Origin of the sequence: Burkholderia sp. BCC1996 (genome assembly GCF_905339955.1) — a bacterium.
Classification (GTDB): Bacteria; Pseudomonadota; Gammaproteobacteria; order Burkholderiales; family Burkholderiaceae; genus Burkholderia.
Window position 1 is genome coordinate 165,993 of the sequence record NZ_CAJPHM010000014.1, and the last position, 25,952, is coordinate 191,944.

19 protein-coding genes are annotated in these 25,952 nt (G+C 66.3%); 9 read left to right on the forward strand and 10 right to left on the reverse strand.

Annotation, left to right across the window (positions count from 1 at the left end; all coding sequences use genetic code 11):
* The gene (locus U4Z64_RS21535) at nt 1–957 is read left to right on the forward strand and encodes a hypothetical protein (protein ID WP_321821024.1); all 957 of its coding nucleotides are present in this window, start codon (nt 1–3) and stop codon (nt 955–957) included.
* 67 nt (nt 958–1,024) lie between these two features.
* Nucleotides 1,025–1,474, forward strand: a complete 450-nt coding sequence (locus U4Z64_RS21540) for a GNAT family N-acetyltransferase (protein ID WP_321821025.1) — start codon at nt 1,025–1,027, stop codon at nt 1,472–1,474.
* A gap of 132 nt (nt 1,475–1,606) precedes the next feature.
* On the opposite strand, the gene U4Z64_RS21545 is transcribed toward U4Z64_RS21540, so the two are convergent.
* From U4Z64_RS21545 to U4Z64_RS21560, 4 genes are all read right to left on the reverse strand, one after another.
* Nucleotides 1,607–4,492 (reverse strand): bifunctional YncE family protein/alkaline phosphatase family protein, encoded by a 2,886-nt coding sequence (locus tag U4Z64_RS21545; protein WP_321821026.1) that lies wholly within the window; start codon nt 4,490–4,492, stop codon nt 1,607–1,609.
* Between the two features lie 267 nt (nt 4,493–4,759).
* Complete coding sequence (locus U4Z64_RS21550) at nt 4,760–6,694, reverse strand: SMP-30/gluconolactonase/LRE family protein (protein WP_321821027.1); 1,935 nt, start codon at nt 6,692–6,694, stop codon at nt 4,760–4,762.
* 455 nt (nt 6,695–7,149) lie between these two features.
* Nucleotides 7,150–8,457, reverse strand: coding sequence for a dicarboxylate/amino acid:cation symporter (locus U4Z64_RS21555; RefSeq protein WP_321821028.1), 1,308 nt, complete (start codon nt 8,455–8,457; stop codon nt 7,150–7,152).
* Between the two features lie 432 nt (nt 8,458–8,889).
* Nucleotides 8,890–10,095 carry an MFS transporter gene (locus tag U4Z64_RS21560; RefSeq protein WP_044847510.1) on the reverse strand — a complete coding sequence of 402 codons (1,206 nt, stop codon included), beginning with the start codon at nt 10,093–10,095 and terminating at the stop codon, nt 8,890–8,892.
* Between the two features lie 618 nt (nt 10,096–10,713).
* Here U4Z64_RS21560 and U4Z64_RS21565 point away from each other — a divergent pair.
* Nucleotides 10,714–12,861, forward strand: a complete 2,148-nt coding sequence (locus U4Z64_RS21565) for a TonB-dependent siderophore receptor (protein ID WP_321821029.1) — start codon at nt 10,714–10,716, stop codon at nt 12,859–12,861.
* Between the two features lie 244 nt (nt 12,862–13,105).
* Here U4Z64_RS21565 and U4Z64_RS21570 read toward each other — a convergent pair whose 3' ends face one another.
* From U4Z64_RS21570 to U4Z64_RS21580, 3 genes are read right to left on the reverse strand one after another with little or no spacing between them, the layout of a single operon-like run.
* The gene (locus tag U4Z64_RS21570) at nt 13,106–13,282 is read right to left on the reverse strand and encodes a DUF1289 domain-containing protein (RefSeq protein WP_185500436.1); all 177 of its coding nucleotides are present in this window, start codon (nt 13,280–13,282) and stop codon (nt 13,106–13,108) included.
* Nucleotides 13,283–13,284: 2 nt separating this feature from the next.
* Nucleotides 13,285–14,580, reverse strand: coding sequence for a CDF family Co(II)/Ni(II) efflux transporter DmeF (gene dmeF, locus U4Z64_RS21575; RefSeq protein ID WP_321821030.1), 1,296 nt, complete (start codon nt 14,578–14,580; stop codon nt 13,285–13,287).
* 11 nt (nt 14,581–14,591) lie between these two features.
* Nucleotides 14,592–14,864 carry a metal/formaldehyde-sensitive transcriptional repressor gene (locus tag U4Z64_RS21580; protein WP_044847515.1) on the reverse strand — a complete coding sequence of 91 codons (273 nt, stop codon included), beginning with the start codon at nt 14,862–14,864 and terminating at the stop codon, nt 14,592–14,594.
* A 186-nt stretch (nt 14,865–15,050) separates the two neighbouring features.
* On the opposite strand from U4Z64_RS21580, the gene U4Z64_RS21585 reads away from it, so the two are divergent.
* From U4Z64_RS21585 to U4Z64_RS21605, 5 genes are all read left to right on the forward strand, one after another.
* Complete coding sequence (locus tag U4Z64_RS21585; protein ID WP_321821031.1) at nt 15,051–16,028, forward strand: chromate resistance protein ChrB domain-containing protein; 978 nt, start codon at nt 15,051–15,053, stop codon at nt 16,026–16,028.
* Nucleotides 16,025–17,203: a chromate transporter gene (locus tag U4Z64_RS21590; protein WP_321821032.1), complete on the forward strand. Its 1,179-nt coding sequence runs from the start codon at nt 16,025–16,027 to the stop codon at nt 17,201–17,203. The genes U4Z64_RS21585 and U4Z64_RS21590 overlap by 4 nt, the downstream gene beginning before the upstream one ends.
* A gap of 66 nt (nt 17,204–17,269) precedes the next feature.
* Nucleotides 17,270–17,698 (forward strand): chromate resistance protein ChrB domain-containing protein, encoded by a 429-nt coding sequence (locus tag U4Z64_RS21595; RefSeq protein WP_044847518.1) that lies wholly within the window; start codon nt 17,270–17,272, stop codon nt 17,696–17,698.
* A complete protein-coding gene (locus U4Z64_RS21600; protein ID WP_321821054.1) occupies nt 17,685–18,941 on the forward strand; it encodes an MFS transporter in 1,257 nt (418 codons plus the stop codon). The genes U4Z64_RS21595 and U4Z64_RS21600 overlap by 14 nt, the downstream gene beginning before the upstream one ends.
* Nucleotides 18,942–19,036: 95 nt before the next feature.
* Nucleotides 19,037–20,122, forward strand: a complete 1,086-nt coding sequence (locus tag U4Z64_RS21605; protein ID WP_321821033.1) for a YncE family protein — start codon at nt 19,037–19,039, stop codon at nt 20,120–20,122.
* Nucleotides 20,123–20,388: 266 nt separating this feature from the next.
* Here U4Z64_RS21605 and U4Z64_RS21610 read toward each other — a convergent pair whose 3' ends face one another.
* Complete coding sequence (locus tag U4Z64_RS21610; RefSeq protein ID WP_321821034.1) at nt 20,389–22,470, reverse strand: hypothetical protein; 2,082 nt, start codon at nt 22,468–22,470, stop codon at nt 20,389–20,391.
* Nucleotides 22,471–22,709: 239 nt separating this feature from the next.
* Here U4Z64_RS21610 and U4Z64_RS21615 point away from each other — a divergent pair, with 239 nt between their 5' ends.
* On the forward strand, nt 22,710–23,828 hold the full coding sequence (locus U4Z64_RS21615; protein WP_321821035.1) for a helix-turn-helix transcriptional regulator: 1,119 nt from the start codon (nt 22,710–22,712) through the stop codon (nt 23,826–23,828).
* 569 nt (nt 23,829–24,397) lie between these two features.
* Here the strand turns inward: U4Z64_RS21615 and U4Z64_RS21620 are convergent.
* Nucleotides 24,398–24,586 (reverse strand): hypothetical protein, encoded by a 189-nt coding sequence (locus U4Z64_RS21620; protein WP_321821036.1) that lies wholly within the window; start codon nt 24,584–24,586, stop codon nt 24,398–24,400.
* Between the two features lie 61 nt (nt 24,587–24,647).
* Nucleotides 24,648–25,832 carry an acetyl-CoA C-acyltransferase gene (locus U4Z64_RS21625; protein WP_321810556.1) on the reverse strand — a complete coding sequence of 395 codons (1,185 nt, stop codon included), beginning with the start codon at nt 25,830–25,832 and terminating at the stop codon, nt 24,648–24,650.
* Between the last annotated feature and the right edge of the window lie 120 nt (nt 25,833–25,952).

The following is a 25,952-nucleotide window of genomic DNA, read 5'->3' on the forward strand; positions in this document are numbered from 1 at the left end:
ATGATCAACCGCAACGGAAACACGGCCGGCTTCGCCGCGGCCGGTACACTTGGCGACATGAGCCACTTTCGCATTACCTATGACGGGCCGGCACTCGAATCGTCCGAAATGGACGTGCGGGAACTCGCGCCCGCCCTTCTCGCCGTCGGCGACTTGCTCGAGGCCTCGGCCAAGGCGCTCTGCGGAGACCAGGTTCGGCCACAGGTGAACGTCCGGGGCAGCTTCAAGACCGGCAGCTTCGACATCGACTTCACGCTCGCGACCTCGCTCCTCGGCAGAATGCACGACATGCTGAGCGGCAGCGAAGGCGCGGCACTCGCCAATGCCGTCACGATTCTGACCGCGCTCGGCATTGCCGGTCCGAAAGTCGGAACGGGCCTGTTCGCGGTACTCAAGTGGTTACGCGGCCGCCCGATCCAGCGCGTTCGGATGAACGAACGCACCGCCGTGCTGCACGTCGATGGCGAAACGCTCGAGATCGAACTGTCCGTCCTCACCCTGCTGCGGGACGTGAGTGTCCGGGAGGCGACCACCCGTGCGCTCATGCCGCTTTCGCGCGACGGCGTGACGATTTTCTCGGCCGGCACCGACACGGACGTGTTCGAGACCGTCACCCGGGACGAGGTCGACTGGTTCCGCGTACCCGAGCAAGCCAACGTACCGATCCTCGACGAGCATCGCAAGATGGCGTTTTCGATCGTGTCGCTCGCGTTCAAGGACGACAACAAATGGCGTCTCTACGACGGTGCCGCCACGATCCACGCCGCGATCACCGATGCGAATTTCCTGACGCGCGTGGACAACAACCAGATCAGCTTCAGCAAGGGCGACGTACTCGTCTGCAGCGTGCGCGTACAGCAGTGGCAGACCGCCGACGGAGCCAAGACCGAATACGAGGTCACGAACGTCCTCGAGCATCGTCCGGCCGCGCGGCAAATCCAGTTGCCCGGCCTTTGACCGGCATGCCGCGCTCGTGAATCATGCGCTGCATGCCATCGAACCCGCTCTCGAACGCGCTCCGACCATGCCCCCTGCGATCCGCCTGCGCCCGGCGTCTGCCGCCGACCTGCCGTTCCTGCTGAGGCTCCGCCGGCTCACGATGACCGAGCATCTGCAACGCGTCGGCGCACCCACCGACGACGCAGCGCACCACCAGCGCATCGCGGCGAATTTCGACGATGCGATGATCGTCTGCGAAGGCACGGATGCCGATGCCGACTCGATCGGCTTGCTGAAGGTGACGCGCGCCGCCGGCGAATGGCACGTCCACCAGATCCAGATTCTCCCGTCGCGACAAGGCCGAGGCATCGGCGAAGCCGTGCTGCGCGAACTGCTGAGCGAAGCCGCGCGCGAGCCCGTGCCCGTATCGCTCAGCGTGCTGCACGGCAACCCGGCGCGGCGCCTCTACGAACGGCTCGGGTTCCGGCTCCTTTCCGAAACGGACAGCAGCGCGAACCTGATATGGCACGCATGACGCCGCGCGGCCCGGCCGGCCGCACACGTGGCGCACCGAATGCCGCCGACGCAGCCCCTCGCCGCACACCTCGCAAAAAAACACGGGCCCTCCCGCCGGGAGGGCCCGCTTGCAGACCGTCCAGCCGGACGATCAGTCGTCGTCGCGGCTCGCGACCTTCTGCGTCACGCCCCTGAGCTTCGGATACGGCTGCGATCCCATCATGCCCTTCCACAACACGCGGTTGAACTGATCCGCCGGCACCTCGTCGGCATCGTCGAAATCGAACTTCGCCGTCACCTTCGCCCAGTACGCCGCGTCATGCTTCGACGTGACGTCCGGCCCGGCCGCGTAGTGCAGCAGGTTCTCGCCCGCCCCTTCGGCCAGGCGCAGCCCGGTGCCCTTCAGCGCCGTCGACGCGACGGCCGTGTAGGTCCACGACGCCGGGCCGTGCACGTCGAACACGTCGGTCATCGGCCGCTGGTACGCGGTATTCAGGTTCATGTGCTGCGTGCCGAGCACGTCCTCGATGGTGCGCAGCGCATTGACCTGGCTGTAGCGCGTCCGGATCACCGCGCCCTGCTTCACGTACGGCCCGACGATGTACGCGGGCCCGCGATGCGAATCCACGTGGTCGGGGCCGTCCTGCACGTCGTCCTCGGTCACGACGATCAGCGTGTCGTTCGCATACGGGCTCTTCGCGACGGCTTCGACCAGCCGGCCGACCGCCAGGTCGTTGTCCGCCTGCTGCGTCTCCGGCGTGTTCACGCCGGCGAGCGCCGTGCCGAACGCCCCCATGTGATCGTGCGACAGGCGCACCAGCGACAGCGTCGGCAGGTTGCCGCCCGCGACGTACTGGTCGAACTCGCGTTTCCACTCGTCGAGGCGCCACTGGTCCGGATAGTTCTGGTCGAACCCGCGGAAATACACGTCCGTCATCGACGCGAGCCGCGGGTCGAGCGCCGCGGCCTGGACGACGCCGGCCGCGTGCGGATCGACGATCGGGTTCGCGGCCGTGCCGATGCTGCCGATGTTGTTCACGAGGAAACCGTAGTTGCGGACCGTGCCGCCGCCGGCCAGCACCGCGTCGAAGATGTAGCCGCGCTGGCGGCCGAACGGCGCGTCGGACGACGCATGGTTGCCGGTGCCGGGCAGCAGGTTCGCCGCGCCGCCCGGCAGGGCGGCGGCCGCGTTGCTGTAGTTCGTGGTGCCGGCAGGGCCGGCCGCCGCATCGCGCTGCTGCACCGTCTCCCAGTTCACCGGCACGTTGCGGTTCGTGCCCTCGCTCTCGTACGACAGGCCGCGATTGACCGCCGCGTAGTTGATCTGCTGGGTGATCGTCTCGGTGTTGGTGACGCGCCCCTGCAGCGCCCACGACCAGCCGTCCATGCTGCCGTCGCCCGGGTTCATGAAGTTGTCGAGCGTCACGAACTGGCTCGCCAGGCGATGGAAGTTCGGCGTGATGTTCCGGCCGAACTGGGCGAGCTTCGGATCGCCGTTGGCGCCGTTGCCGATGTCGCCGAGCACCTGGTCGAACGTGCGGTTCTCCTTCACGACGTAGATCACGTGCTTGATGTGACGGCGCAGGAAGCCCATCACTTCGTTGTCCCTGTCGTTGTCTTCCGGGCGATAGAAGTTGTTGCGCGCGGCCTGCTGCGTCAGCGTCGGCAGCTCGTGGGCCGCCGGTACCGGCGCGCTCACGAGCGACGCGCGCTCGAGCTGGAACTGGTATTCGTTCGACGCGCGCGACGCGGCGGCCTGCGCCGGCGTCGCGCCGAACAGGTGGTCCGGGTTCGGGCCGGTGGTGCTCTTGCCGTTCACCACGTACATCCACGTGCCGTCGGCGCTGAACGTCACGTCGTGCGGCTCGAACGCGGTCGGAATCAGGCCGGTGACGCGATACGCGCGCTCGCCGACGAGCGGGATCACGGCGATTTCGTTCGCGCCGGCATTGGTCGCATACAGCGTGCGGCCATCGCGCGACAGCGTGACCGCGTACGTCGCCGCGCCCGTGTGCGCCTGGCCGTGCGCCAGCACGCCGGCCGGCGCGCGCGCGTCGATCCGGGTCACGACCGCGTTGGTGTTCGTGTCGATCACCGCGACCTGGTCGGCGTTGTCCTGCGCGACGAACAGCCTCGATTGCGACGCGTCGAGCGTCATGCCGAGCGCATTGCCGTCCAGCTTGATGCGCTTGAGCAGGCGGCCGCGGGACGGCGACGACACGTCGATCGCGACGATCTCGCGATCGCGATCCGACGACACGTACGCGACGCCGTTGCCCTTCATCGCGACCGCGAACGGGAACGTGCCGCCGGCATCGCCGCTGCGGCCTTCGTTGCCGGAGAAGAACGGCCGCAGGTCGTGCTCGTAGCGCACGTTGCGGGTCGCGGTATCGATCACGCTGATCGAGTCGTTGTAGTTGTTCGCGACGACGAGCGTCTTGCCGTCGGCCGACAGCGCGAGCCCGGCCGCGTTCGGCTGCACGCGAATGCCGACGCCCTTGCCGGCGTGGCCGAGCGCGATCGTCGTCGACAGCGCCCACGCGCCGCCCTGCTGCGCGTAGACGTAGACCGCATCGTCGCTGCCGCCGGTCGCATAGAGCGTGCTTCCGTCATGCGAAAACGCCAGGCCGACGAACGCGTTGGTCTGCTGAAGCACCTGCCTGAGCACCGGGCGCGTCTTGTTCGCGCCCGCGACGTCGTACAGGAAGATGAATTGCGTCGAGGCCGCGGTGTCGACCGAACCGTCCGGCTTGTACAGCGAGTTCTGGCCGGCGGTGATGATCGCCAGCGTCTTGCCGTCCGGGCTCAGTTGCGAGCGCACGGCTTCTCCCGCGACGAAATGCGGATAGGCCGGCAGCCCGGGATTCAGGAATTGCTGGACTGCGCCGCGCACGGCGAGCGGCGTGACGAACTGACCGCTCGGCACGCGGGCGGCATCGGCGGCGTCGAAACCGTCCGCATGCGCGTGCGACGCAAGCAACACGGCCGACATGACGGCTCCGAGCCGGAGCGCGCGCTTGACCTGGCTATTTTTCATAGGAATCCTCTGTACTGATGGGGCGATTACCGTCTGACGAGTCCGGCATGATCCTGGCGTTGTCTGCCCGTGTCGCGCGGCGGCGAGGGCCCTTGCCAATCGATCGAGTGCATTGCGTCGACGATCGCCGACGTGCCGGCATTACATCGCCGCCCAATGTCAAGCGGATGACCGGCTCCGTTGCGGGCCGGCTTCTTACACATCGTTACAGCGAAGGCATTTCGATGACAGCCATCGCGGTGTCATCGTGGCCGTGAGGGCTCGCTCTCAAGGCGTCCACCGGTAAACGGTGATGCTGTTCCCTTTCACGTTGTTCTTCGTCACCACGTACTCGCCGTTCGCGCGACGGTATGCACGCACGCTGTACATCGCATCGATCGCGCTGCTGGTATCCACGGTCGCCGGGCTCGCGTTGACGAGCGTCGTGTCGAGATTGCCGGTGTCGAGATTGAATGCGTCGATGTTCGGCCACAGCGGCCCGCTGCTGCTGAACCAGTAGCCGACGAACAGGTGGTTGCCGGCCGCATCGATCGACTTCGCGCCGCTGTGCGGCAGCGTGATCACCGGGTTCGGCTTCGTCGTGTTGCCCGCGCGCCAGCCGTGATACACCTCGATGCGCGTGCCGATCGACGTCCAGTCGGTACTGCCGACGACGCCCTGCGCGAGCACCATCGTGTCGCTGTCGGCGAGATAGACGATGCGCGTGAGCGGATGGATGCTGGCCGGCACCGGCGTCGGCACGCCCGGCCCCCACGACGGCTTGCCGCTCGCATCGAAACCGGTCAGCGGATAGTGATAAATGGCGCCGGTCTTGTCGAGGCCGGCCCATACGCCGCCGTTGCTGTCGAGGCTGAAGCCGGCCGACACGCGCCGGGTCGTGTTGAACGCGGGCCCGGGGATCGATCCGTCCGGAATCGCGACGTAGCCGCTGGCCGCGTTGAAGTGGAAGAAATAGTAGACCGGCGGATTCTGCCCCGCCGCGACGAGGATCCGGTTCGCGCCGACCGACGTCAGCAGCCCGAAGTGCTCGTCGCGCTGCGTGTCGCCCATATTGATGCGTGGATCCGACGGATACGTGAACGGATCGACGGTGTTCGCGACGAAGGCGCCGCCCGCGGTGCCGCTGTACACGTGCGTGCCGCTGTAGAACAGCGCGCCGTCGGTGACCGGGTCCGGCGCGGCGATGCCTTCGAAGTTGAGCGACTGCAGCGTCCACCGCAGGCTGCCGGTGCTGCCGTACGCGTGAATGTCGGTCGCGCCGTTGCGGCCGAGATCCCAGCTGCCGCCCCACGGGTTGTTGAGCACGTACAGGTTGCCGGCCGTATCCTTGCCGATGCCGGCCACGCGGGTGAAGCGCTGCGCGCCGACTTGCCCCTTGGTGCCCGTCGTCGTGTCGAGATAACCGCCGCGCACGCCGAACGTGCCGGCCAGCGCGGGCCGGCCCGCGACGGTATAGCGCTTGATGTTCATGTCGGGGCCTTCGTCGCCGACCATCAGCTGCCCCGTCGCCGCATCGAAACAGAGCGCCGACGGCTGCGACCCGGCGGCCAGCCGGATCGTGTTCAGCAGCGCACCGGCCGGGCTGAATTCGACGACCGCGCCCGCGCTCTTCTGCGCGACCCAGACGTTGCCCGCACCGTCGACGGCGAGCGCGCCCGGCGCCGATACGCCGATGTCGCGCTGCCACACGCCGTCGGTCGTGAACACCCGCACGCGATTGCCGTAGAAGTCGCTCGCATAGAGCAGCGAGCCGGCCGTGGCGAGCCCGGTGACGACGTCGATGCGCGGCTGGTCGGTCGCCGTCGTGACCTGAATCAGCTTGTCGCGGAACCGCGTCGCGCGGTTGTAGCGCCCGACCGCGCCGCTGCCGTATCCGTTGCCGGGCTGCAGCGCGACGAACAGCGACGTCGCGTTGCCCGTGATCGCGCTGCCCTGGAATTCCGAGTGCGTGCCGATCGAGCCGACGCTCTTGCCGTTCTGGTAGATCGCGACGCCGCCCTCGTCCTCGTCCCACATCGACGCGGTGTAGATCACGCCTTCGGGCGCGACCCACATCGAACGCGCGACGTTGCCGACGTGCGCGGCGAGCGTGCCGTACGTGTTCGCCAGCCAGTCGGTGGTGTTGCCCGCGTATCCGGCCGGCGCAATCGAGGCGATCGCGGCGGCGAGCAGCACGGCCTGAATCGGTTTTCCGGCGACCATGGCTGATGCTCTCCTGAATGGTGGAATCATTCACATGATGGGGCGGCCGGATGGTTTGAAATCGGCAGTGCGTAAATACTGCCGCCTAAATCATCCGGTGCAGTCGGTATTACATCGCGCGCGCATTCGATAATCGGCTGCAGCGAGAATAGCGTTATATAAATCGAAAAAAATTGCGGACCGCTGGCGCAGACGGCGCGCGCGATTGCGCGAGAGTGAATGACCACTTACGCGCGTACCTTGATATCGAGGAAATCCGGCGTTCGCCGACGGGAGTTTCACCGCGTGTCGGAATGCGGCGTATCGGGAATGGGGAGGTTTTTCGGCGAATCGGGAAAATCGCCGGAGGCAGGTAAAGGAACAACTGCCGGCGGGTAATGCCGGCAGGTATTGCACCGGCCTGTATCCAGGTCGAATCCAGGCCGGCGCGGATCATTTCATTTGAAACAGGGAAATCACGCGGACGTCGCCGTCTCCCGCGCCTCCACCTGCTTGATCTCGCCGTCGCCGTCCGGATCCGTGTCGTCGCGCGAATCGCCGAGCTGGCCTTCCCACTTCGCGACCACCGCAGCCGCGATCGAGTTGCCGACCGCGTTGGTCGCCGAGCGCCCCATGTCGAGGAACATGTCGACGCCCATGATCAGCAGCAGTCCGGCTTCCGGCAGATGGAACTGGCCGAGCGTCGCCGCGATCACGACGAGCGATGCGCGCGGCACGCCCGCCATCCCCTTCGACGTCACCATCAGCATCAACAGCATCGTGATCTGCGTGCCGAGCGGCAGGTCGATCCCGTACACCTGCGAGATGAACAGCACCGCGAACGTGCAGTACATCATCGAGCCGTCGAGGTTGAACGAGTATCCGATCGGCAGCACGAAGCTCGAGATCCTGCGATTCACGCCGAACCGGTCGAGCGCGTCGAGCAGCTTCGGATACGCGGCCTCGGAGCTCGCCGTCGCGAACGACAGCAGGAACGGCTCGCGGATCAGGCGGATCAGCGTGAACGCGCGCTTGCCGAGGAACGCCACGCCGGCGAGCGTCAGCACGCCCCACAGCAGCGCCAGCGCCAGGTAGAAGCTCGCCATGAACTTCGCGAACGTGAGCAGGATGCCGAGCCCTTCCGTCGTGATCGTCGACGCCAGCGCCGCGAACACCGCGACCGGCGCGAACCACATCACCGCGCCCGTCACCTTGAGCATGACCTGCGCGAGATCGTCGATCACGCCGGTCAGGCGCTTGCCGGCGTCGCCGAGCGCGGACAGCGCGGTGCCGAAGAAGATCGAGAACACGACGATCTGCAGGATCTCGTTGTTCGCCATCGCCTCGGCGATCGATTTCGGCACCAGGTGGACGACGAAATCCTTCAGCGTGAATGCGCCCGTCTTCAGGTTGAGCGCCGCATCGGCGGCCGGCAGCGGCAGGCTCAGGTGGCTGCCCGGCTTCAGGATCGTCGCGGTGATCAGGCCGAGCAGCAGCGACGTGAACGACGCGATGAAGAACCAGCCGAACGCCTTCACACCGACGCGGCCGACCGACCCGCTGTCGCCCATCTGCGCGATGCCGACGGTCAGCGTCGCGAACACCAGCGGCGCGATGATCATCTTGATCAGGCGCAGGAACACGTCGGACAGCAGCGACACATAGCCGGCGACTTCCCTGGCCATTTTCGGGTCGGGAAACGCGCTATGACAGGCGTAGCCCACGGCAATGCCAAGCACCATCGCGATGACGATGTACTTGGTGATGTTGTGCTTCTTCTTCATTAGCAATCCAAATTACAGAACGGGTGTTTCCAACGGCAGGTCGATCGCCGGCATTGAAACGGGGATGGAATTCCGCGAGCGCGGTGCGCGCCGTTTTCGAATGCCGGAGCCCGTCCGTGGGCATGGCCACGGCGAACAGGGGAGGCATTCTATCGCAAACGCCGGACAATCTTTCAAATCTGAAAGCTAAGGGCGGAACGCGACGCGGGGAACTAGGCGGAGTGGGCCTTCGCCGGTCTGGGGCTTCGGGCTTCGGGCTTCGGGCTTCGGGCTTCGGGCTTCGGGCTTCAGGCTTCGGGCTTCAGGCTTCGGGCCGGGTGCCGGTAGCCAGTGCGCCGACGGGCGGCGCCCCGGCTTCGATCTTCGGGCACCGTCGCGCCCGCCCGTCAGTTCGGCCTTGCGCGGGCGTCGGCGAACCCGCGGCGTGACGCATCACGCCGGCGACGTGCCGGGTCGCGGCATGAACCGGCACAGGCACAGCGGCACCACGACCAGCGCCGCGCCGGCGAGAAACGTGGCCGACGCGCCGAAACGCGCCCACAGCGCGCCGGCGATGCTGCTCGCGAGCAGCATGCAGATGCCGCTCACCAGGTTGAACACGCCGAACGCGGTCCCGCGCAGCGTGGCCGGCGAGGTTTCCGACACCATCGCGGCGAGGATGCCCTGCGTGAAGCCCATGTGCAGCCCCCACACGGCCACGCCGGCGAACATCGAGAGCGTCGACGTGCCGATGCCGAGCAGCAGGTCGGCCGCGATCAGCAGCACCATGCCGGCCGCGAGCAGTACGCGGCGATCGAGCCGGTCCGACAAAATGCCGACCGGCCAGGCGGACGCCGAATAAGCGACGCTCATCGCGACCATCACGCCCGGAATCCACGCCGCATCGAGCCCCGTCTGCTGCGCACGCAGCACCAGGAATGCCTCGCTGAAGCGCGCGAGCGTAAACGTCGCGCCGGCCGCGACGACGAACCAGTAACCGCGGGGAAACTCGCGCAGCGCGTTCCAGCGTAACGGCGAGCGAAAGCGCCGGTCCGGTTTCGACTGCTCCGGCTCACGTACGCCGAAGACGATCAATGCGATCGCGACGAACGCCGGCACCACGGCGAACCACAGCACGGTCCGGATGCGGTCCTCGAACCAGAGCATCAGCACGATCGCGAGCATCGGCCCGAGAAACGCGCCCACGGTATCCATCGACTGACGCAGGCCGAAGCAGGCGCCGCGGATTTCGGGCGGTGCGACGTCGGCCACGAGCGCGTCGCGCGGCGCGCCGCGTATTCCCTTGCCGACGCGGTCGAGCAGACGGGCCGTCACGACCACGGCCGGCGTGGACGCCAGCGGAAACAACGGCTTGGTCAGCGCCGCGAGGCCATAGCCGATCAACAGCAGCCCCTTGCGGCGCCCGAGCCAGTCGCTGATCGCGCCGGAGAACACCTTGACGATCATCGCCGTCGCTTCGGCCGCCCCTTCGAGCACGCCGAGCGCGGCGACGCTCATGCCCATCGTCGACACCAGATAGATCGGCAACAGCGCATGGATCAGTTCGGACGACAGGTCCATGAAGAGGCTCACGAGGCCCAGGGCCCACACGGTCCGTGGAATCGCAGGCTTGCCGGCAATCGGGGTTGGAGCGCTCATGATCGATCTGCATCGAGGTTGCGGGCGGTGCGACTTGCCACGGGGTTCCCTGTCCCGACAGGACAGGCGCGCCGCGGCGCGGGAACACGTCAGCGCCGGTAATCGGCACACCGCACGGCAGGACTCGCGTGACTGTGCCGATTGCCCGGCCGTCCGCCACCTCGACACGCGGCGCGGCCGCTGACCGTTCCGTCAGGCCGCGCACGCCGGCAGTATCCGACCGGTTCGTGACACCGATCGTGACGAGATGTCACGGCCGCCGGAAAGTCTCAGGATACAGCGCGCCATGCCAGACCGGCACGCGCGCCGCCCCGCCGGTCACCACCTCGTAGTCGGATCGACAGAGTCGCAACACCGAACGGTTCGATGACCGTGCCGGATCAATCCCGACGAACCTCCCCGCGCGACGCGCCCCGCTGGCGCTTCAGTCGCCGTCATTGCCTGGCCGCACGCCGTGCTCGTCCGGATCCGGCACGAACGCATCCTTCGGCGTCAGCAAACATCAGACAAAAACAAGAATCCCGGTTATCGCGCAACACTTGTTGACCCTTACTTCCTTTCAAATGATAATGCGTCGCGTTTCGAGATTACGAATCATTACACATGGCAGGTTGGGAAATGAAACACGTGTTGCACCCGGCGCGACGGGCCATTCTGGCCGCCATCGCGTGCCAGCCGATCATGGTCGGCGCGGCCTTCGCACAGGAAAACGCAAGTGCACCGACCAACACGGCCACCGACGTGTTGCCGGCGGTATCGGTGAACGCCAGCGCGCTCCGCGATCCGGGCGAAGGCTACAACCCGACGAACGCGGTCAGCGCCACCAGGATCGACGCGCCGCTGCGCGATATCCCGCAGACGGTTAACGTGGTCACGGCCGAAGTGATGCGCGACCAGCATGCGAACTCGCTGCAGGACGTGCTGAAGAACGTCGCGGGCGTCGGGTTCTCGACCGGCGACGGTCAGCGCGACCAGGTCACCATTCGCGGCTTCTCCGCGATTGCCGACCAGTTCGTCGACGGCATTCGCGACGATGCCCTGTATTTCCGGGATCTCTCGAACGTCGACCGGGTGGAAGTGGTCAAGGGCCCGGCTGCCGTTCTTTACGGCCGCGGATCGTCAGGTGGACTGATCAATCGCGTGACGAAAAAACCCGGGATCGACGTGACCAACTTCGGGGTCAGCTACGGTTCGTGGGCCGATCGCCGAGTTGAAGCCGACGTCGGGCGCGTCCTCGCGAACGGCGCGGCCGCCTTCCGGATCACCGGGGCACACGAGGAAGCGAAGAGCTATCGCTCGCAACAGTTCCTGAATCGCACGGCGGTCGCGCCGTCGTTCGAGTTTCGCATCGCGCCGAAGACGACGGTCCTGCTGCAGGCGGACTACCTCGAAGATCGTCGCGTGACGGACTTCGGCATTCCGGCCTATCACGGACGACCGGTCGACGTGCCGGCATCCGCGTATTACGGCGCGGCGAACGCCGGCGACGTGGACTATACGCGATCGCGGGTCTATTCGAGTACCGCGACGATCAAGCACGAGTTCAACGACCAATGGTCGATCCGGAACGCCACCCGCTACTATCACTACTCGCTCGACCGGAACAACACGCTGGTCGGCAGCGTCAACGAGGCGGCGCGGACGTTCACGCTGAATCACGGCAACGTCTATCGCGAGGAACACGGCTGGTTCAACCAGACCGATCTCACGCAGAAGGCCACGTTGTTCGGCATGAAGCACGAATTGCTGTACGGGATGGAATTCGGCCAGCAGAACAAGGATCTCGTCAGCTACTCGGCGCCCGTCACCGGCGCGAACGGCAAGCCGATGAATTTCGACCTGTTCGCGCCCGCCCTTCCGACGCTGCCGCTGCACACGTCGACCACGCCGACGGCCAACAACCTCGGCATCTTCAAGACCCTCGGGTTCTACACGCAGGACCTAATCAGCTTCAACGAGCAGTGGAAGGCGCTGCTCGGCATCCGCTACGATCGCTTCGAGCAGGAGACGCTCGACCGCCGTCCGAAGCAGCCGGGCCTGTCGCGCACCGATACGGCGTGGAGCCCGCGCGTGGGTCTCGTCTGGCAGCCCACCCGAACGCAGTCGTATTACGTGTCGTGGAGCCGCTCGTTCCAGCCTTCCGGCGAAGCGTTCTCGCTGGCGGCCAACAATGCCGAACTCGCTCCGGAAACCACGACCAACACCGAGATCGGCGCGAAGTACGACTGGCTCGGCGGCAAGGCCACCACGACGATCTCGGTGTTCCGGCTGGACCGCAGCAACATCAAGGTCGCCAATGCAAGCAACACGGCGCTGATTCCGATCGGCGAGCAGCGGACCGACGGCGTGGAACTCAGCGGGGCTGCGGAACTCGGCCACGGCTGGCGCGTGCTCGCGGGCTATGCCTACCTCGATGCGACCGTCACCCAGTCGACGGCCGCGTTGCAGGGCAAGCGCGCTACCCTGACCCCGCGCCACTCCGGCAACCTGTGGCTCACCAAGAATCTCGGCAGCGGCTTCGGCGTTGGCGGCGGCCTGAACCTCGTCGGCGCGCGCATGGCCGATCCGCAGAACACGGTGACGCTGCCGGGTTACGTGACGGCCGACATGATGGCCTGGTATGCGCACGGGCCGATGTCGCTCCAGTTGAACCTCTACAACCTGTTCAACAAGGGCTACATCGTGTCGGCCCACGGCTCGAACCCGAACCTCAACATGCCGGGGGCGCCGCGCAGCGTCATGGCGACGTTGCGATACGAGATGTAGAAGCGGCGCAGTCCCGACGAGGCGTGCCGGGCGGATCGACGACCGTCACCGACCGCCGCCTCGGCAATACCGGATCACAAGCGTCCTGATCCGCGTGACGGCACGCGGACGGCGTACATCGTCCGGCAAACGCGTTCGTCGGGAATGCACCGGCGTGGCGGGACCGGTTGATGCAAGCGACGCGGTCGGCACGCGCAACGACACACGCGTACCGCGCACGCGCGACTTCGCGCATACCTCGACTTCAAGCCCGCGTCAGCTTCGCATGCCGCCGCGCGCGGTCGTTCACGATTTGATGGCGCCGGTGATCCGTCATCTTCTTCCAGTCGCGCGCTTCGTCGCGCGTTCGCAGGCATGCCACGCAATAGCCGGTCCGGCCGTCGAACGAACACACGTCGACGCAAGGGGACTTGACCGCCATGCTCATCGCCCTCGCGTCGCGGGCACGACTTCGACGGTCACGTGCGACAGGTTCCTGAACCGCTGCAGCACGCCGTGATAGAAGCGCGCATCGCGCTTCGGATCGTCCGTCACCACCGACACGACCGCGCTCATGTGTCCCGGCCCGAGCCGCCACACATGCAGGTCGCCGACCCGGTCGCCCGTGCCTTCGATCGCACCGCGCACGTTGTCCGTCAGGCGGCGATCCGAATTCATGTCGAGCAGGATCCCGCCCGTATCGCGCATCAGGCCGTACGACCAGTTCGCGATCACCAGCGCGCCGATGATGCCGGCCAGCGGATCCATCCAGACCCAGCCGAACGCCCGCGCGAGCAGCAGCCCGACGATCGTCAGGACGGAGACGGCCGCGTCGGCGATCACGTGGATGTACGCGGAGCGCATGTTGTGATCGCGCGCCGCCACCGCGGACGTGCCGTGGTCGTGCTCCTCGAACGCCAGTTCGTGCTCGCGGCCGTTCAGCCGGACGATCGCGTTGAATTCATGCGGTTCGGGAATGGCTTCGGTCGACTCCAGATAGCCGCCGCGACTTTGCATCGCGAACACCTGACGGCTGCCGTCCGGGCGGATCGTCGTCACCGACACCGCGCTCGCATCGATGAGCTTCGTCTCGTGCGTCGCAGGCGCGACGCGGAACACCGGCGGAACGCCCTCCTCGAACACCGACACGACGAATACGCCCTGCTGATCGAAGATCTGGTGCGCTTCCGCTTCGTGGTCGTGCGCGTGATCGTCGTGATCGTCATGACCATGCCCGTGATGATGACCGTGATGATGACCATGACCGTGGCCATGATGGTCGCCGCTCAGCAGCCACACGCTCGCGATGTTGACGAGCAAGCCTGCCACCGCGATCGGAATCGCCTCGCCGAAATGAATCGGGACCGGGGCGAGCAGGCGTGCGACCGCCTCGTACCCGATCAGCAGCGCGATCATCGCGAGCACGATCGCGCTCGTGAAACCCGCGAGATCGCCGAGCTTGCCCGTGCCGAACACGAAGCGCGGGTCGCGCGCATGCTTGCGCGCGTACGTATAGGCGAGCGCGGCGATCAGCATCGCGCCCGCGTGCGTCGACATGTGCAGGCCGTCCGCGATCAGTGCCAGCGAACCGAACAGTGACCCGCCGACAATCTCCGCCACCATCATCGCCGCGCACAGCGCGATGACCATCCAGGTCCGGCGTTCGTTCTGCTCGTGCGCGGCGCCGAGAAAGATGTGGTCATGCCCTGCGCCGAAGGCGTCATTGCTGAAGCTGTTCATTCCGCCTCCGGTTACTTGAAGTAGCTGTGCACGACTTCGATCAGCTGTTCGGTCGCGCTGCCTTCGTCGTCGTGACCTTCGGCGTCGACCAGATGGCTGCGGATGTGATCCTCGAGCACGACCGCGAGCAGGCCGTTCATTGCGCCGCGACCGCTCGTGATGAGGCGGAGGATTTCGTTGCAACCGCGCTCGTCCTCGAGCGCGCGTTCGATCGCTTCGACCTGCCCTTTGATCCGGCGGACACGGTTCAGCAGCTTCTGCTTTTCCTGGATGGTGTGGCTCATGGTGATCCCTTCATATACCGGGGGGGACTATATATCAAATCGCGTTTCCATATAGGGGGAGGGGGTATTTTCCGGAAAAAAACCAGACGAATGACGCGCGCCTCGCAGGCCGCCCCGCGGCCAGTCACCGCAGCCGCCGCCAAAGTTAACTTGTAGAAGTCGTAACGCATGAGTAGCATTTGCTACATGAATTCACTCACGACCTGGTCGCTCCTCGTGCTGACCCTTCCCACGCAGAACGCGACGGCTCGCATGCGGTTCTGGCGCGCGCTCAAGGCAAAAGGCTGCGCGGTGCTGCGCGACGGCGTCTACCTGCTGCCCCAGTCGGAAGCGCATGAACGGATGCTGCGCGAGCTCGCGGACGCGATTGCCGACAGCGGCGGCAGCGCTCACCTGTTGCGCGCGCCGAGTCTCGATGCGTCGCAGGAGCGGGAATTCCGCGCGCTCTTCGATCGCGGGGAAGATGACGCCGCCTTTATCCAGGCCCTTGCGGACGCCCGCAAGACCCTCGCCGGACAGTCGGCCTCGGAACTGACGCGCTTGCTGCGCCGCATGCGCAAGGATTTCGACGCCATCCGTGCGATCGACTATTTCCCGGGCGACTCGGCCACCCGCGCCGAAGTCGCGCTGCAGGATTTCGTCGCGCTGGTCGACACCGTGCTGTCGCCGGGTGAACCGCACGCCGCGGACCGCGCGATCCGGCCGCTGGCGATCGGCGAATTTCAGGGCCGCACCTGGGCGACGCGGCAGCGAATGTGGGTCGATCGCGTCGCCAGTGCCTGGCTGATCCGCCGCTTCATCGACGCACGCGCCCGCTTCGTCTGGCTCGCGTCGCCGGCGGATTGCCCGGCCGACGCGCTGGGCTTCGATTTCGACGGCGCGACGTTTACGCATGTCGGCGAGCGCGTGACGTTCGAGGTGCTGCTGGCGAGTTTCGGGCTCGACAACGACCCCGCGCTGATGCGGCTCGGCGAAATCGTGAATGCGCTCGACGTGGGCGGCCCCGCGGCGCCCGAAGCGATCGGCTTCGAGGCCGTGATGGCCGGCACGCGCCAGCAGGCAGAGAACGACGACCGGTTGCTCGAGCAGATGGGCGCCGTGCTCGACGCCCTGTACGCACACTTCACGTCGAACGGCAAAAACCACACCGCGGCCAGATCATGACCACCTCCCTCGCCACCACCGAACCGACCTACTCGCTTGGCCAGCTGGTCGCCTACATGCTGCGTCTCGGCACGTTCGGCTTCGGCGGGCCGGTCGCGCTCGCAGGCTACATGCGTCGCGACCTGGTCGAGCGTCGCGGCTGGATCACGGAAGCCGACTACAAGGAAGGGCTCACGCTGGCCCAGCTCGCACCGGGGCCGATGGCGGCCCAGCTCGCGATCTATCTGGGCTTCGTGCACTACCGCCTGCTCGGCGCGACGCTCGTCGGCTTCGCGTTCGTGCTGCCGTCGTTCCTGATGGTGGTTGCGCTCGGCTTCGCGTACTCACATTTCGGCGGGCTGTCCTGGATGCAGGCCGTCTTCTACGGCGTCGGCGCCGCGGTGGTCGGCATCATCGCGATGAGCGCCTACAAGCTCACGACGAAAACCGTCGGCCACGACAAGCTGCTCTGGGCGATCTTCGTCACGCTTGCCGCCGTGACCTTCATCACGGAATCGGAAATCGCGTGGCTGTTCGTGGTCGCGGGCCTGGTCGGCTGGCTGTGGCGTGCCCCGCCCAAGTGGCTGCAGCGCGGCGGGCTGAACGCGGTTGCCGCCGCCAACCTGCCGGCAGCCAGCGGCATATTGAGCGGCATCGACCTGCCGCAGCTCGTTCAGATCGGCGCGTTCTTCATGAAGGCCGGCGCGTTCGTGTTCGGCTCCGGGCTGGCGATCGTGCCGTTCCTTTATGGCGGCGTCGTCACCGAACATCACTGGCTGAACGACAAGCAGTTCGTGGATGCCGTGGCGGTCGCGATGATCACGCCCGGCCCGGTCGTGATCACGGTCGGCTTCATCGGGTATCTGGTGGCGGGCTTCCCGGGCGCACTCGTCGCCGCACTCGGCACGTTCCTGCCTTGCTATCTGTTCACGGTCATCCCCGCACCTTACGTGAAGAAGTACGGGCACCGTCCGGGCGTCAAGGCGTTCGTCGACGGCATCACCGCCGCAGCCGTCGGGGCGATCACCGGCTCCGTCCTCGTCATCGCGAAACGCTCGATCGTCGACCTGCCGACCGCGCTGCTCGCGGTCGCGACCGTGCTGCTGCTGTGGCGTTTCAAGAAGTTGCAGGAGCCGGTCGTCGTCACGGCTGCCGCGCTGGTCGGGCTCGTGGCCTACCCGCTGCTCCATCATTGAGCCGCATTTCCGGGAGGCGGCCATGACGCATCGGACGACGTTCGTCCGCCATACAGGAGGCGTGCCGTGAAATGGATTACGCGCGAACGGCCGAAGGTCGACCGCATCGCATGTCCGTGGCTGATTGCGCGGTTCATCGACGATGCGCCGGAATTTCTCTACGTCCCGGGTCCGGACGTCCTGCGACTGGCGGACGAAACGGGCGCGGTGCCCTACGACGTGCCGGGCGTCGAGCTGGGCCACCATGGTGAACGCTGCAGCTTCGATGCGTTTCTCGACCGCTACCGGCTCGACGCCCCGGCGCTGCTCAAGCTCGCCGCGATCGTGCGCGGCGCCGATACCGGACGGCTCGATCTTGCGCCGGAATCGGCCGGGCTGTACGCGATCTCGATCGGCCTGTCCGGACACTTCGCCGACGATCACGAGCAACTGCGGCACGGCATGGTGATGTACGACGCGCTCTACGCGTGGTGCCGGCGTGATGCACGTCCCTAGCAGCCGCCGCGCGTCGACGCTCGCCAGCCGGATGCTGCCGGCGGGCGCGGACGAGGCCGCATGGCTGATCCTCGCCAGCCGCGGCATGCGCGGTTTCTGCGATGGATTCATTGCCGTGCTGCTGCCCGCGTATCTGCTGTCGCTCGGGCTGTCGCAACTGGATGTCGGCCTGATCGGCACCACGACGTTGACGGGTTCCGCGATCGCGACGATCGCGGTCGGCATGCTCGCGAGCCGCTTCACGCAGCGCCGCATGCTGACGCTCGCGGCGGCACTGATGGCGGCGACGGGCATCGGCTTCGCGAGCGTCTCCACGTGGTGGCCGCTGTTCGTCATCGCCTTCGCCGGCACGCTCAATCCGAGTTCCGGCGACGTCAGCGTGTTTCTGCCGCTCGAGCAGTCGCGCCTGGCGCAAGCCGCCGACGGCGACGCTCGCACGGCGCTGTTCGCCCGCTACAGCCTCGTCGGCGCCGTATCGGCAGCGGTCGGATCCCTCGCGGCAGGCCTGCCGATCGCGGTTGCGTCACATACCGGAATCTCGACGCTGGGCGCGATGCGCGGCATGTTTCTGGTCTATGCGGCCACCGGTGTCGTCGTCTGCATGCTGTATCGGCGGCTGCCGCGCCAGGCAGTTCGCGCTGCGCAGGCAGCGCCCCCGCTCGGCCCGTCACGCCCGATCGTCGTGCGGCTGGCGATGCTGTTCAGCGTCGACGCATTCGCGGGCGGTCTCGTCGTCAACTCGCTGCTGTCGCTGTGGTTGATGCAGCGCTTCGGGCTCTCGATCGCGGCTGCCGGCCAGTTCTTCTTCTGGGCGGGCCTGCTCTCGGCCGGCTCGCAGCTCGCGGCCGCGCCGCTGTCGCGCAGGATCGGCCTGCTGAACACGATGGTGTTCACGCATATTCCGTCGAGCGTCTGCCTGATCGGCGCCGCGCTCGCGCCGTCGTTGCCGCTGACGTTGACGCTGTTGCTGATGCGAAGCGCGCTGTCGCAAATGGATGTCCCGACCCGAACCGCCTATGTGATGGCGGTCGTCACGCCGGCGGAGCGACCGGCAGCGGCCAGTTTTACATCCGTCCCGCGCAGCCTCGCGGCCGCTGTCGCGCCGACCTTGGCCGGCGGCCTGTTCGGCCTCGGCTGGCTCGGTGCGCCGTTGGTCGCATGCGGCGCGCTGAAGATCGCGTACGACCTTTCGCTGCTGGCAGCGTTTCGCCACGTCGAACCGGACGACGGCCGGGCACGGTAATCGCGGCCACGGTCGAACAGCAGACGAGCGGGGGAACCATGCAAAGCGATGCCGCCGCCGTGCCAATGCGGTGGCGGCCGTCGCGGGAGGCAATCATGAAGGATCCTGGACGCTGGCGCTACGGCCTGCCGCTGCTCGTCGCGCTATTAGGCGGGCTCGGCACGTCGGGCCTGCCGATTCACCGGGTCTTCGCCGCGGGCGAAGGCGCCTCGACCGGCGCCCTGCCGCTGAAGCATGTCGCGGACATCGCGTTGCCGGGCCGCGCGACACGACTCGACTACGCAAGCCTGGACCCGAGCCGCAACCTGCTCTTCATCGCTCACCTCGGCGACGGCGAAGTGATCGCTTTCGATACGCATGCATCGCGCGTGACCGCCCGGATCGCGGACGTATCGTCGGTACATGGCGTGCTTGCCGTGCCGGCGCTGTCGCGCATCTACGCGTCTGCGACCGGCTCCGACGAGATCGTCGCGATCGACGCCGCGACGCTGAAAATCGTCGCGCGCATGCCGGGCGGGCATTATCCCGACGGCATGGCCTATGCGGCCGACGCGCACAAGCTGTACGTATCCGACGAATACGGAAAAACGGAGACGGTCATCGATGTCCGCAGCAACCGGCGCGTCGCGACGATCCCGCTCGACGGCGAGGCCGGCAACACGCAGTACGACCCGGTTTCCCGACACATCTTCGTGAACGTTCAGACGCGGAGCCAGCTCGTCGAAATCGATCCGGCGACGGACCGTGTCGTCGACCGGTTCGACTTGCCGGGTGCGAAAGGCAATCACGGATTGCTGATCGAGCCGCGCGCCGGCCTCGCCTTCATCGCGTGCGAGGACAACGACGCGCTCCTCGTCTTCGATATGCGCGCACGGCACGTCGTCCGCACGTTCGACCTCGGCGGCGGCCCGGATGTGCTGGCGTTCGATTCGGCGTCGGACGTGCTCTATGTTGCGGGTGAAGCCGGCATCGTTTCGATGTTCAGCGTCCGGGGCCGGAGCGCTGCCAAGATCGGCGAAGGCCGGCTCGGGCCGAACGCGCACGTCGTCGCTGTCGATCCGGGCACGCATCGCTCGTATTTCCCGCTGAAGGATGTCGGCGGCCGGCCGGTGCTGCGCGTGATGGAAGCCGCGAGCGTGGCAAAACCGGCCGGCACGGTGCCGCCGGGTGCAGGAACGTAACGGGCGAGCATGATCGGCGACATCCGTCGTCGCGCAGTATCTCGTACCGTTCGATGTGACGCGATCCGCGGCCGGTCGGTCGTCAGCGGCGCCGCCGCGCGTCACGCCGAACCGATTCACGCCGGCACGCCGCCCACGATCCGGTCGCGGCGTTCTCCGTCGAACGAAAACACGTCGCGCTCGGCCAGGCCGATCGTTGCCCGCCGGCGGGACGACGCATCGCCCCGCCGGCCGACACTCGCCGGACGCATTCGCCCGGCTGCCTGTTACCGGTCGTACTCGAAGGCCTCGGTGAAGAGCGTGTCGACCGGGTCGGACCAGCTCAAGTTCACGAACGAGAAGTCCGCGCTGCCCGTCCAGCCGGCCACCGACGGGAACGCGACGCCCTGGTCGCCCGGCACGTTGAGCGTGACCGAGGCGCCCGGCTGGACCGGCGACGCCGATGCCGAACCGTTGACGAACGTCGCCGCCGGCTGCCCGGCCGCGGTTGCGCGAATCTGCACGTTGCCGCGTTTGACGAACGGCAGACCCGATTTCGACGTCCAGCCCAGCGGGAAGGTCGCGCCGCCCGCGAACGTGTTGGCGGAGCCCGGCGTCAGCTTGTCGCGCGTGGACTGCGCCAGATCGTGCCACGCGTACTGGCGCAGCGCGTCGGGCGACGGCGACGGCGTACGCAGCCGGACCGTGTAGTGCCGAGCCGGCGTCGACGTGTTGCCGTTCTGGTAGATGTCGATCGTATAGGCGCTGAACGGCTTGATGTCGGCCAGCTCCGCGGTGCTCAGTTGCGGCTTCGCCCATGCGGTATTGTTGCGCGGCGCGTCGCCGGGCCACGTGAACAGGCCCTGGTTGGCCGGATCCTGCGCGACGCCGGCCAGACGGAAGTTGTTGCGGCACTGCGGGTTCTTCGCCAGTGCGGCGAGTTGCGCCGGCGTCTGCCCGCTTGCGATCTGCGCGCGGATGTTCAGCGTGTCGCAGGTCCCGCTCGACGGCTGGAGAAACACGCCGTTGCGCAAGCCGGGGCCGTTGACGATCGCGAAGTCCACCGCGGTGCCGGCCGCGTCGACGGCACCCACCTGCAGGTTGAGCGAATCGACGAACGCGTTGGTCCCCGTCGACGGATTGGCCGGATTCAGCCAGTCCCACTTCTGTGCGTTCGCATTGACCTTGCTCAGCACCGCGCGCTGATTGCCGACCACGCGCCAGCCGGTATCGCCGTTCGCGAGACTGCCCGCCCGCACTGCAAGCTGTACATGCTGCTGCATGCCGTCGCGAATCCCGTCGCTGCGCGTCCACGCGAGCTTGACCCACATCGTGTCGCTGGCAACGACGCGGATGACTTCCGGCAGGCTGAAGCTCGCGTTGTTCATCGCATCGTCGGCCACGATGCCCGGCGTGCCGCCTGCCGGCGCGCCGAACTCCTGGTCGACCGACATCCCGTTGTTGAGGTACGCGGAAGGCACGCCTGCATTCAGCGCGCCGGACGCGACGTCGTCGACGAAGATCCGGCCGCATGCCGATACGCTGCCGCCCGTGCGCGCAGCGCCGGTCGAACCGGCGAAGCACTGGTTGAGCGCGCTCTGCAATGCCGCCAGATCGCTGGCGCTCGGCAGGTTCGACACCACCGCGCCATTGATGGTCGCGGCGGCCGGCAGGCTGGCCTTGTCGCTCGCCTGCGGCGCGACGCCGGGCGCGAGCTGAAGCTGCACCGGCGTATCGCTGGACGCGCCCGCCACCGAGCTGATCTGGACGCCGCCATCCGGCAGGACGTTGATCTTGATCTGGTCGAGCAGCCGGTCGAGACCCGGCGCGCCCGCCGTCAACGGGCCGGAAATCAGGTCGACGCCCGCATTGCCGGTGGCGGCCAGCAGGTCGGCCAGCGCCGACGAATAGGCCTGCACCGTGCTGGCGACGGCCTGGGCCGTGACCTTGCTTTGCAGCAAACCGGTGTCGGCCAGCAGCTTGGTCGGGTTGTCGCCGACGATCGTGGCGGCAATCGCGTTCGTGATCGGCGTGATGTTGATCGTCTGCGTGCCGGCCGTGGCGCTAAGTGCGATCAGCGTGGCCTGCGAGTCGGCGACGTTGCCGTATGCGGACAACGCGAAAGGCGCGGTCAGGCCGGTCACCGTGCAATGAAACGCGCCGGTCGACGCATCGGCCGGGCAGTCGACCGCTTTGCCGGTCGCATCGACCAGTTTCACGGTGGCGGCCTGCATCGCGGCGCCGGCGGCCGCGACCCCGCTGACCGTCTGCGCGGTGGGCGGTGCGGGTGGCGAGGAGGAATCGCTGCCGCCGCCACAAGCCGACAGGACAAGCACTGCAATACCGGATACGACAGGTGTGAGTTTCATTGCGTTTCCCCCGAGCCCCTTCTGGTTGACGCGTGTCACATACATTGCGCGTGCACGCTGAATGGCGAGGATTCTCGCAAAGACGATTTTCTCGATCATCATTCAGGTGGATGAAAATCGGGAAATAACAGGGCATGAAATGCAAATAACCTGTGTTAGCCTGAAAAAAATTCGGTATTCGAAGCAATATCGTCAGACAAAATCAGAATACGAAGATCGCGAAGCGACGGGGTGAACACATGCAACGAGACCAACTCATCGGGGACCTCTATGAGGCCGCGCTGCATCCGGACGGTTTTCTGGAAGTTTTTCACCGGGTATCCGAATCGCTCGGCGCAGACGTATTTCACATGTTCAGTTGGGACGTCGCGCGCAATGCCCCGAAATTCTCGATCTATTCGCCGCGCGCGGAATTCGACGAGATCATCGCGCTCTACGATCAGTATTACGGCGCGCTCGATCCGCGCCGCGGCTTCGTCGAAAACGCACCGCTCGGCGAATTCGTTTGTTGTCAGGATCACCTGACCGAGCGCGACGTCGAACGCAGCGAGTTCTTCCAGGACTATCAGATTCCGTCGGGATTTCGCTACCTGATGGGGATTCGCTTCGCGCGCCCCGGCAGCGACAACATTCTGCTCGGGTTACTGCGCGCGCACGGCCGCACACCCTATTCTTCAGAAGAACGCGCGACCCTGACCGGTATGGCCGGGCATCTGCAGCGCTCGATCAACCTGTGGCAAGACGCGCGAGTGCTGCATCGCGACGCCACGCTCGGCGCCGAACTGATGGAGGAGCTGGGCCTCGCCGTCTTTGCGCTGGACCGGCACGCGCGCGTCCAGTTCGTCAACCGGGCGGCCGAGTCGATGCTGCGCGCCACCACCTGCCTCAAGCTCGAGAACGGGCACCTGAGCGCGACGAGCGCGCCCCAGAACGACGCGCTCAAGGCGGCGCTGGCGCGCGTCGCGAAGACCCGCAAGAGCGAGAGCCTTGCCATTTCCGGCACGTTGGCCGCGGCGCACGAGATTTTTCTCGGCATCGCGGCATTGTCCGGACAGGCGCTCCATGCCACGTTCGGCGATGCGACGATACTGATCACGGTCAGGCGACGCAGCGGCGCCCCGCTCGTCGTCGCACAACAGCTGCGGCAATCGTTCGGCTTGTCGAGCGCCGAAGCCGCGGTCGCGGAAGCGTTGATCAGCGGCAAGACGCCCGACGAATGTGCGGCGAGCGCCGGCGTGTCGCTTGCGACGGTTCGCAGCCAGTTGCGTGCGATCTATGAAAAGACCCACTCGCGGAATCAGGCTGAAGCGGTCGGTCGGATGCTGTGGGTCCTACCGCAACACAAGCTCACGAATTGATACGTCGAAAACGGCGAGCGGGGCAGCGGTCAAAACGCTTTGGCATTTTTTAAGACGGGTGCACTTTGCCGGTCTCGGAAAATCGTCCGTTACGAAAATTCCCGGAAAAACCGTCTTTGGAAGATCCCGATCGCCGCCAGTGCGTCTCGTGCAGAAAGTGGCGAGAGACAGCGCATCGGCGTGACGCTTGTCGGTGGAGGACATACGCGTTCCTTGAGCAGGATCTTGGCTGAACCCGATGAGAATTCGTCGGAACTCGGTGGTGCTGCTCAATCATTGGCGGCTATACGATGGACGCGATACTTCCTCGTCCCATGCAATTTGCATGGTTCGTTAGCCCCGGCAAGTTTCACGGCCATTGTCGGGGCCTTTTTTGATTTCAGTTCCTGTCCCATTCGCTCGCCGACGCGGCCATGCCGAGCTCCGATCGGCTGTCGCGGAGCGCGACGGCGAGACGGCAGGCGCACGACTGGATCGGCCCGCATCCAGCGTACGCTCCGCCGCGCCGCCGCCCTTGCTCCGGCCCGCCACACCAATCGACACGCAATGGAGGCACGAACAATGGCGAGCTATTCAATCGGAGGGGATATTCCCTTCCCGACATAGCAGGCAATCGCCTCCAGCATGCCGAGGTCGAGGTCTTGCACGCGGTCGGCACCGAAATAGGTCAGCCACTTGTGCGCAAGCTCCGTCTGCGTTGTCGTGTGCCCGGTTGCGGCAAGGGCATACAGGTTTTCCAGTGCTGAACGCTGATCCATGTCTTCTCCGTGGATGCCGATGGTCGGAACGTTGCCGGCCGCTCTCGGTATCAGGACGCCGTCAGACGGCTTCCAGGGCAAGGGCGATGCCCTGACCGCCGCCAATGCACAAAGTCACGATGCCGCGCTTCACGCCATCACGACGCATCGAATGCGCAAGACGGGCCGTCAAGACGGCACCGGTCGCACCAATGGCATGACCGTGCGCGATCGCTCCGCCTTCGACATTCACCCGCTGCTCGTCGATGCCGAGCTCCCGAATGACCGCGATCGGCACGGCGGCAAAAGCCTCGTTGATCTCGAAACGCTCCACGTCGTTCAACGACCATCCGGCGCGCGCGAGCGCCATCTTGACTGCCGGCACGGGCCCGAGTCCGAACATGCCTGGCTCGACCGCACCCACGCCGTAGGAAACGAGCGTTGCGATCGGCTCGATTCCACGTGCCTCGGCATACTGTCGCTCCGCCACGACCATCGCCGCCGCACCGCTGTTCAATCCCGGCGCATTGCCGGCCGTGATGGTGCCGTCGGACCGGAACGCGGGTTTCAATTTGGCAAGCGACTCGATCGTCGTGTCCGGTCGCACCTGCTCGTCGCGCTCGAATCTGACGGGTTGTTTCCGCCCCTCGATATCGACCGCGACAAGCTCGGCGTCGAACGCCCCGCGCCCTTGAGCCTGCGCGAAGCGCTTCTGCGAACGTTCCGCCCAACGGTCCTGTTGCTCGCGCGTCATTCCCATCCTCGCAACGAGATCTTCCGTATGCCATCCGGAATGGCGGTTGGAAAACGCGTCGACGAGGCCGTCCGCGAGCATGCTGTCGACGATCTCGGCATTCCCCATGCGATGACCCCATCGACCACTTTCCAGCAGATACGGGGCACGGTCCATGTTTTCCATGCCACCCGCCACCGCGACCTCACCGAATCCAAGCCAGATTTCCTGGGCCGCACTCACGATGGCCTGAGCACCCGAGCCGCACACGCGATTCACCGTCAGCGCAGGCACGTCCACCGGAATGCCGCCCCCGACGGCTGCCTGACGCGCGGGATTCATCTTGTTGCCGGCCTGAATGACGTTGCCCATCACGACCGAAGCCAACGCTGCCGGATCGACCTTGCTGCGGCGGACCGCTTCGCGCACTGCGACTGCGCCCAGCGCCGTCGCGGCAACGTCCTTCAACGCACCGCCAAACGCCCCGATGGGCGTTCTTACAGGACTGCAGATCACTACTTGTCGAGCAACCATTTTCAACACTCCATTCAAAGTTCAGTTCCGCGTGAACGGACGCCACCGTACCGGCGCGACCTGCCTGCCGAAAGGCATGCGACTACGCACTACGTGCCGGCGACCACCTCGCGACCCACG

What these genes read in the sequence shown, in the direction of transcription:
- U4Z64_RS21615 (WP_321821035.1), top strand. Translation starts at nt 22,710, where the DNA reads ATGCAACGAGACCAACTCATCGGGGACCTCTATGAGGCCGCGCTGCAT.
- U4Z64_RS21570 (WP_185500436.1), bottom strand. Translation starts at nt 13,282, where the DNA reads ATGGCGGTCAAGTCCCCTTGCGTCGACGTGTGTTCGTTCGACGGCCGG.
- U4Z64_RS21565 (WP_321821029.1), top strand. Translation starts at nt 10,714, where the DNA reads ATGAAACACGTGTTGCACCCGGCGCGACGGGCCATTCTGGCCGCCATC.
- U4Z64_RS21620 (WP_321821036.1), bottom strand. Translation starts at nt 24,586, where the DNA reads ATGGATCAGCGTTCAGCACTGGAAAACCTGTATGCCCTTGCCGCAACC.
- U4Z64_RS21560 (WP_044847510.1), bottom strand. Translation starts at nt 10,095, where the DNA reads ATGAGCGCTCCAACCCCGATTGCCGGCAAGCCTGCGATTCCACGGACC.
- U4Z64_RS21590 (WP_321821032.1), top strand. Translation starts at nt 16,025, where the DNA reads ATGACCACCTCCCTCGCCACCACCGAACCGACCTACTCGCTTGGCCAG.
- U4Z64_RS21600 (WP_321821054.1), top strand. Translation starts at nt 17,685, where the DNA reads ATGCACGTCCCTAGCAGCCGCCGCGCGTCGACGCTCGCCAGCCGGATG.
- U4Z64_RS21555 (WP_321821028.1), bottom strand. Translation starts at nt 8,457, where the DNA reads ATGAAGAAGAAGCACAACATCACCAAGTACATCGTCATCGCGATGGTG.
- U4Z64_RS21625 (WP_321810556.1), bottom strand. Translation starts at nt 25,832, where the DNA reads ATGGTTGCTCGACAAGTAGTGATCTGCAGTCCTGTAAGAACGCCCATC.
- dmeF (WP_321821030.1), bottom strand. Translation starts at nt 14,580, where the DNA reads ATGAACAGCTTCAGCAATGACGCCTTCGGCGCAGGGCATGACCACATC.
- U4Z64_RS21580 (WP_044847515.1), bottom strand. Translation starts at nt 14,864, where the DNA reads ATGAGCCACACCATCCAGGAAAAGCAGAAGCTGCTGAACCGTGTCCGC.
- U4Z64_RS21585 (WP_321821031.1), top strand. Translation starts at nt 15,051, where the DNA reads ATGAATTCACTCACGACCTGGTCGCTCCTCGTGCTGACCCTTCCCACG.
- U4Z64_RS21605 (WP_321821033.1), top strand. Translation starts at nt 19,037, where the DNA reads ATGAAGGATCCTGGACGCTGGCGCTACGGCCTGCCGCTGCTCGTCGCG.
- U4Z64_RS21535 (WP_321821024.1), top strand. Translation starts at nt 1, where the DNA reads ATGATCAACCGCAACGGAAACACGGCCGGCTTCGCCGCGGCCGGTACA.
- U4Z64_RS21545 (WP_321821026.1), bottom strand. Translation starts at nt 4,492, where the DNA reads ATGAAAAATAGCCAGGTCAAGCGCGCGCTCCGGCTCGGAGCCGTCATG.
- U4Z64_RS21610 (WP_321821034.1), bottom strand. Translation starts at nt 22,470, where the DNA reads ATGAAACTCACACCTGTCGTATCCGGTATTGCAGTGCTTGTCCTGTCG.
- U4Z64_RS21550 (WP_321821027.1), bottom strand. Translation starts at nt 6,694, where the DNA reads ATGGTCGCCGGAAAACCGATTCAGGCCGTGCTGCTCGCCGCCGCGATC.
- U4Z64_RS21540 (WP_321821025.1), top strand. Translation starts at nt 1,025, where the DNA reads ATGCCCCCTGCGATCCGCCTGCGCCCGGCGTCTGCCGCCGACCTGCCG.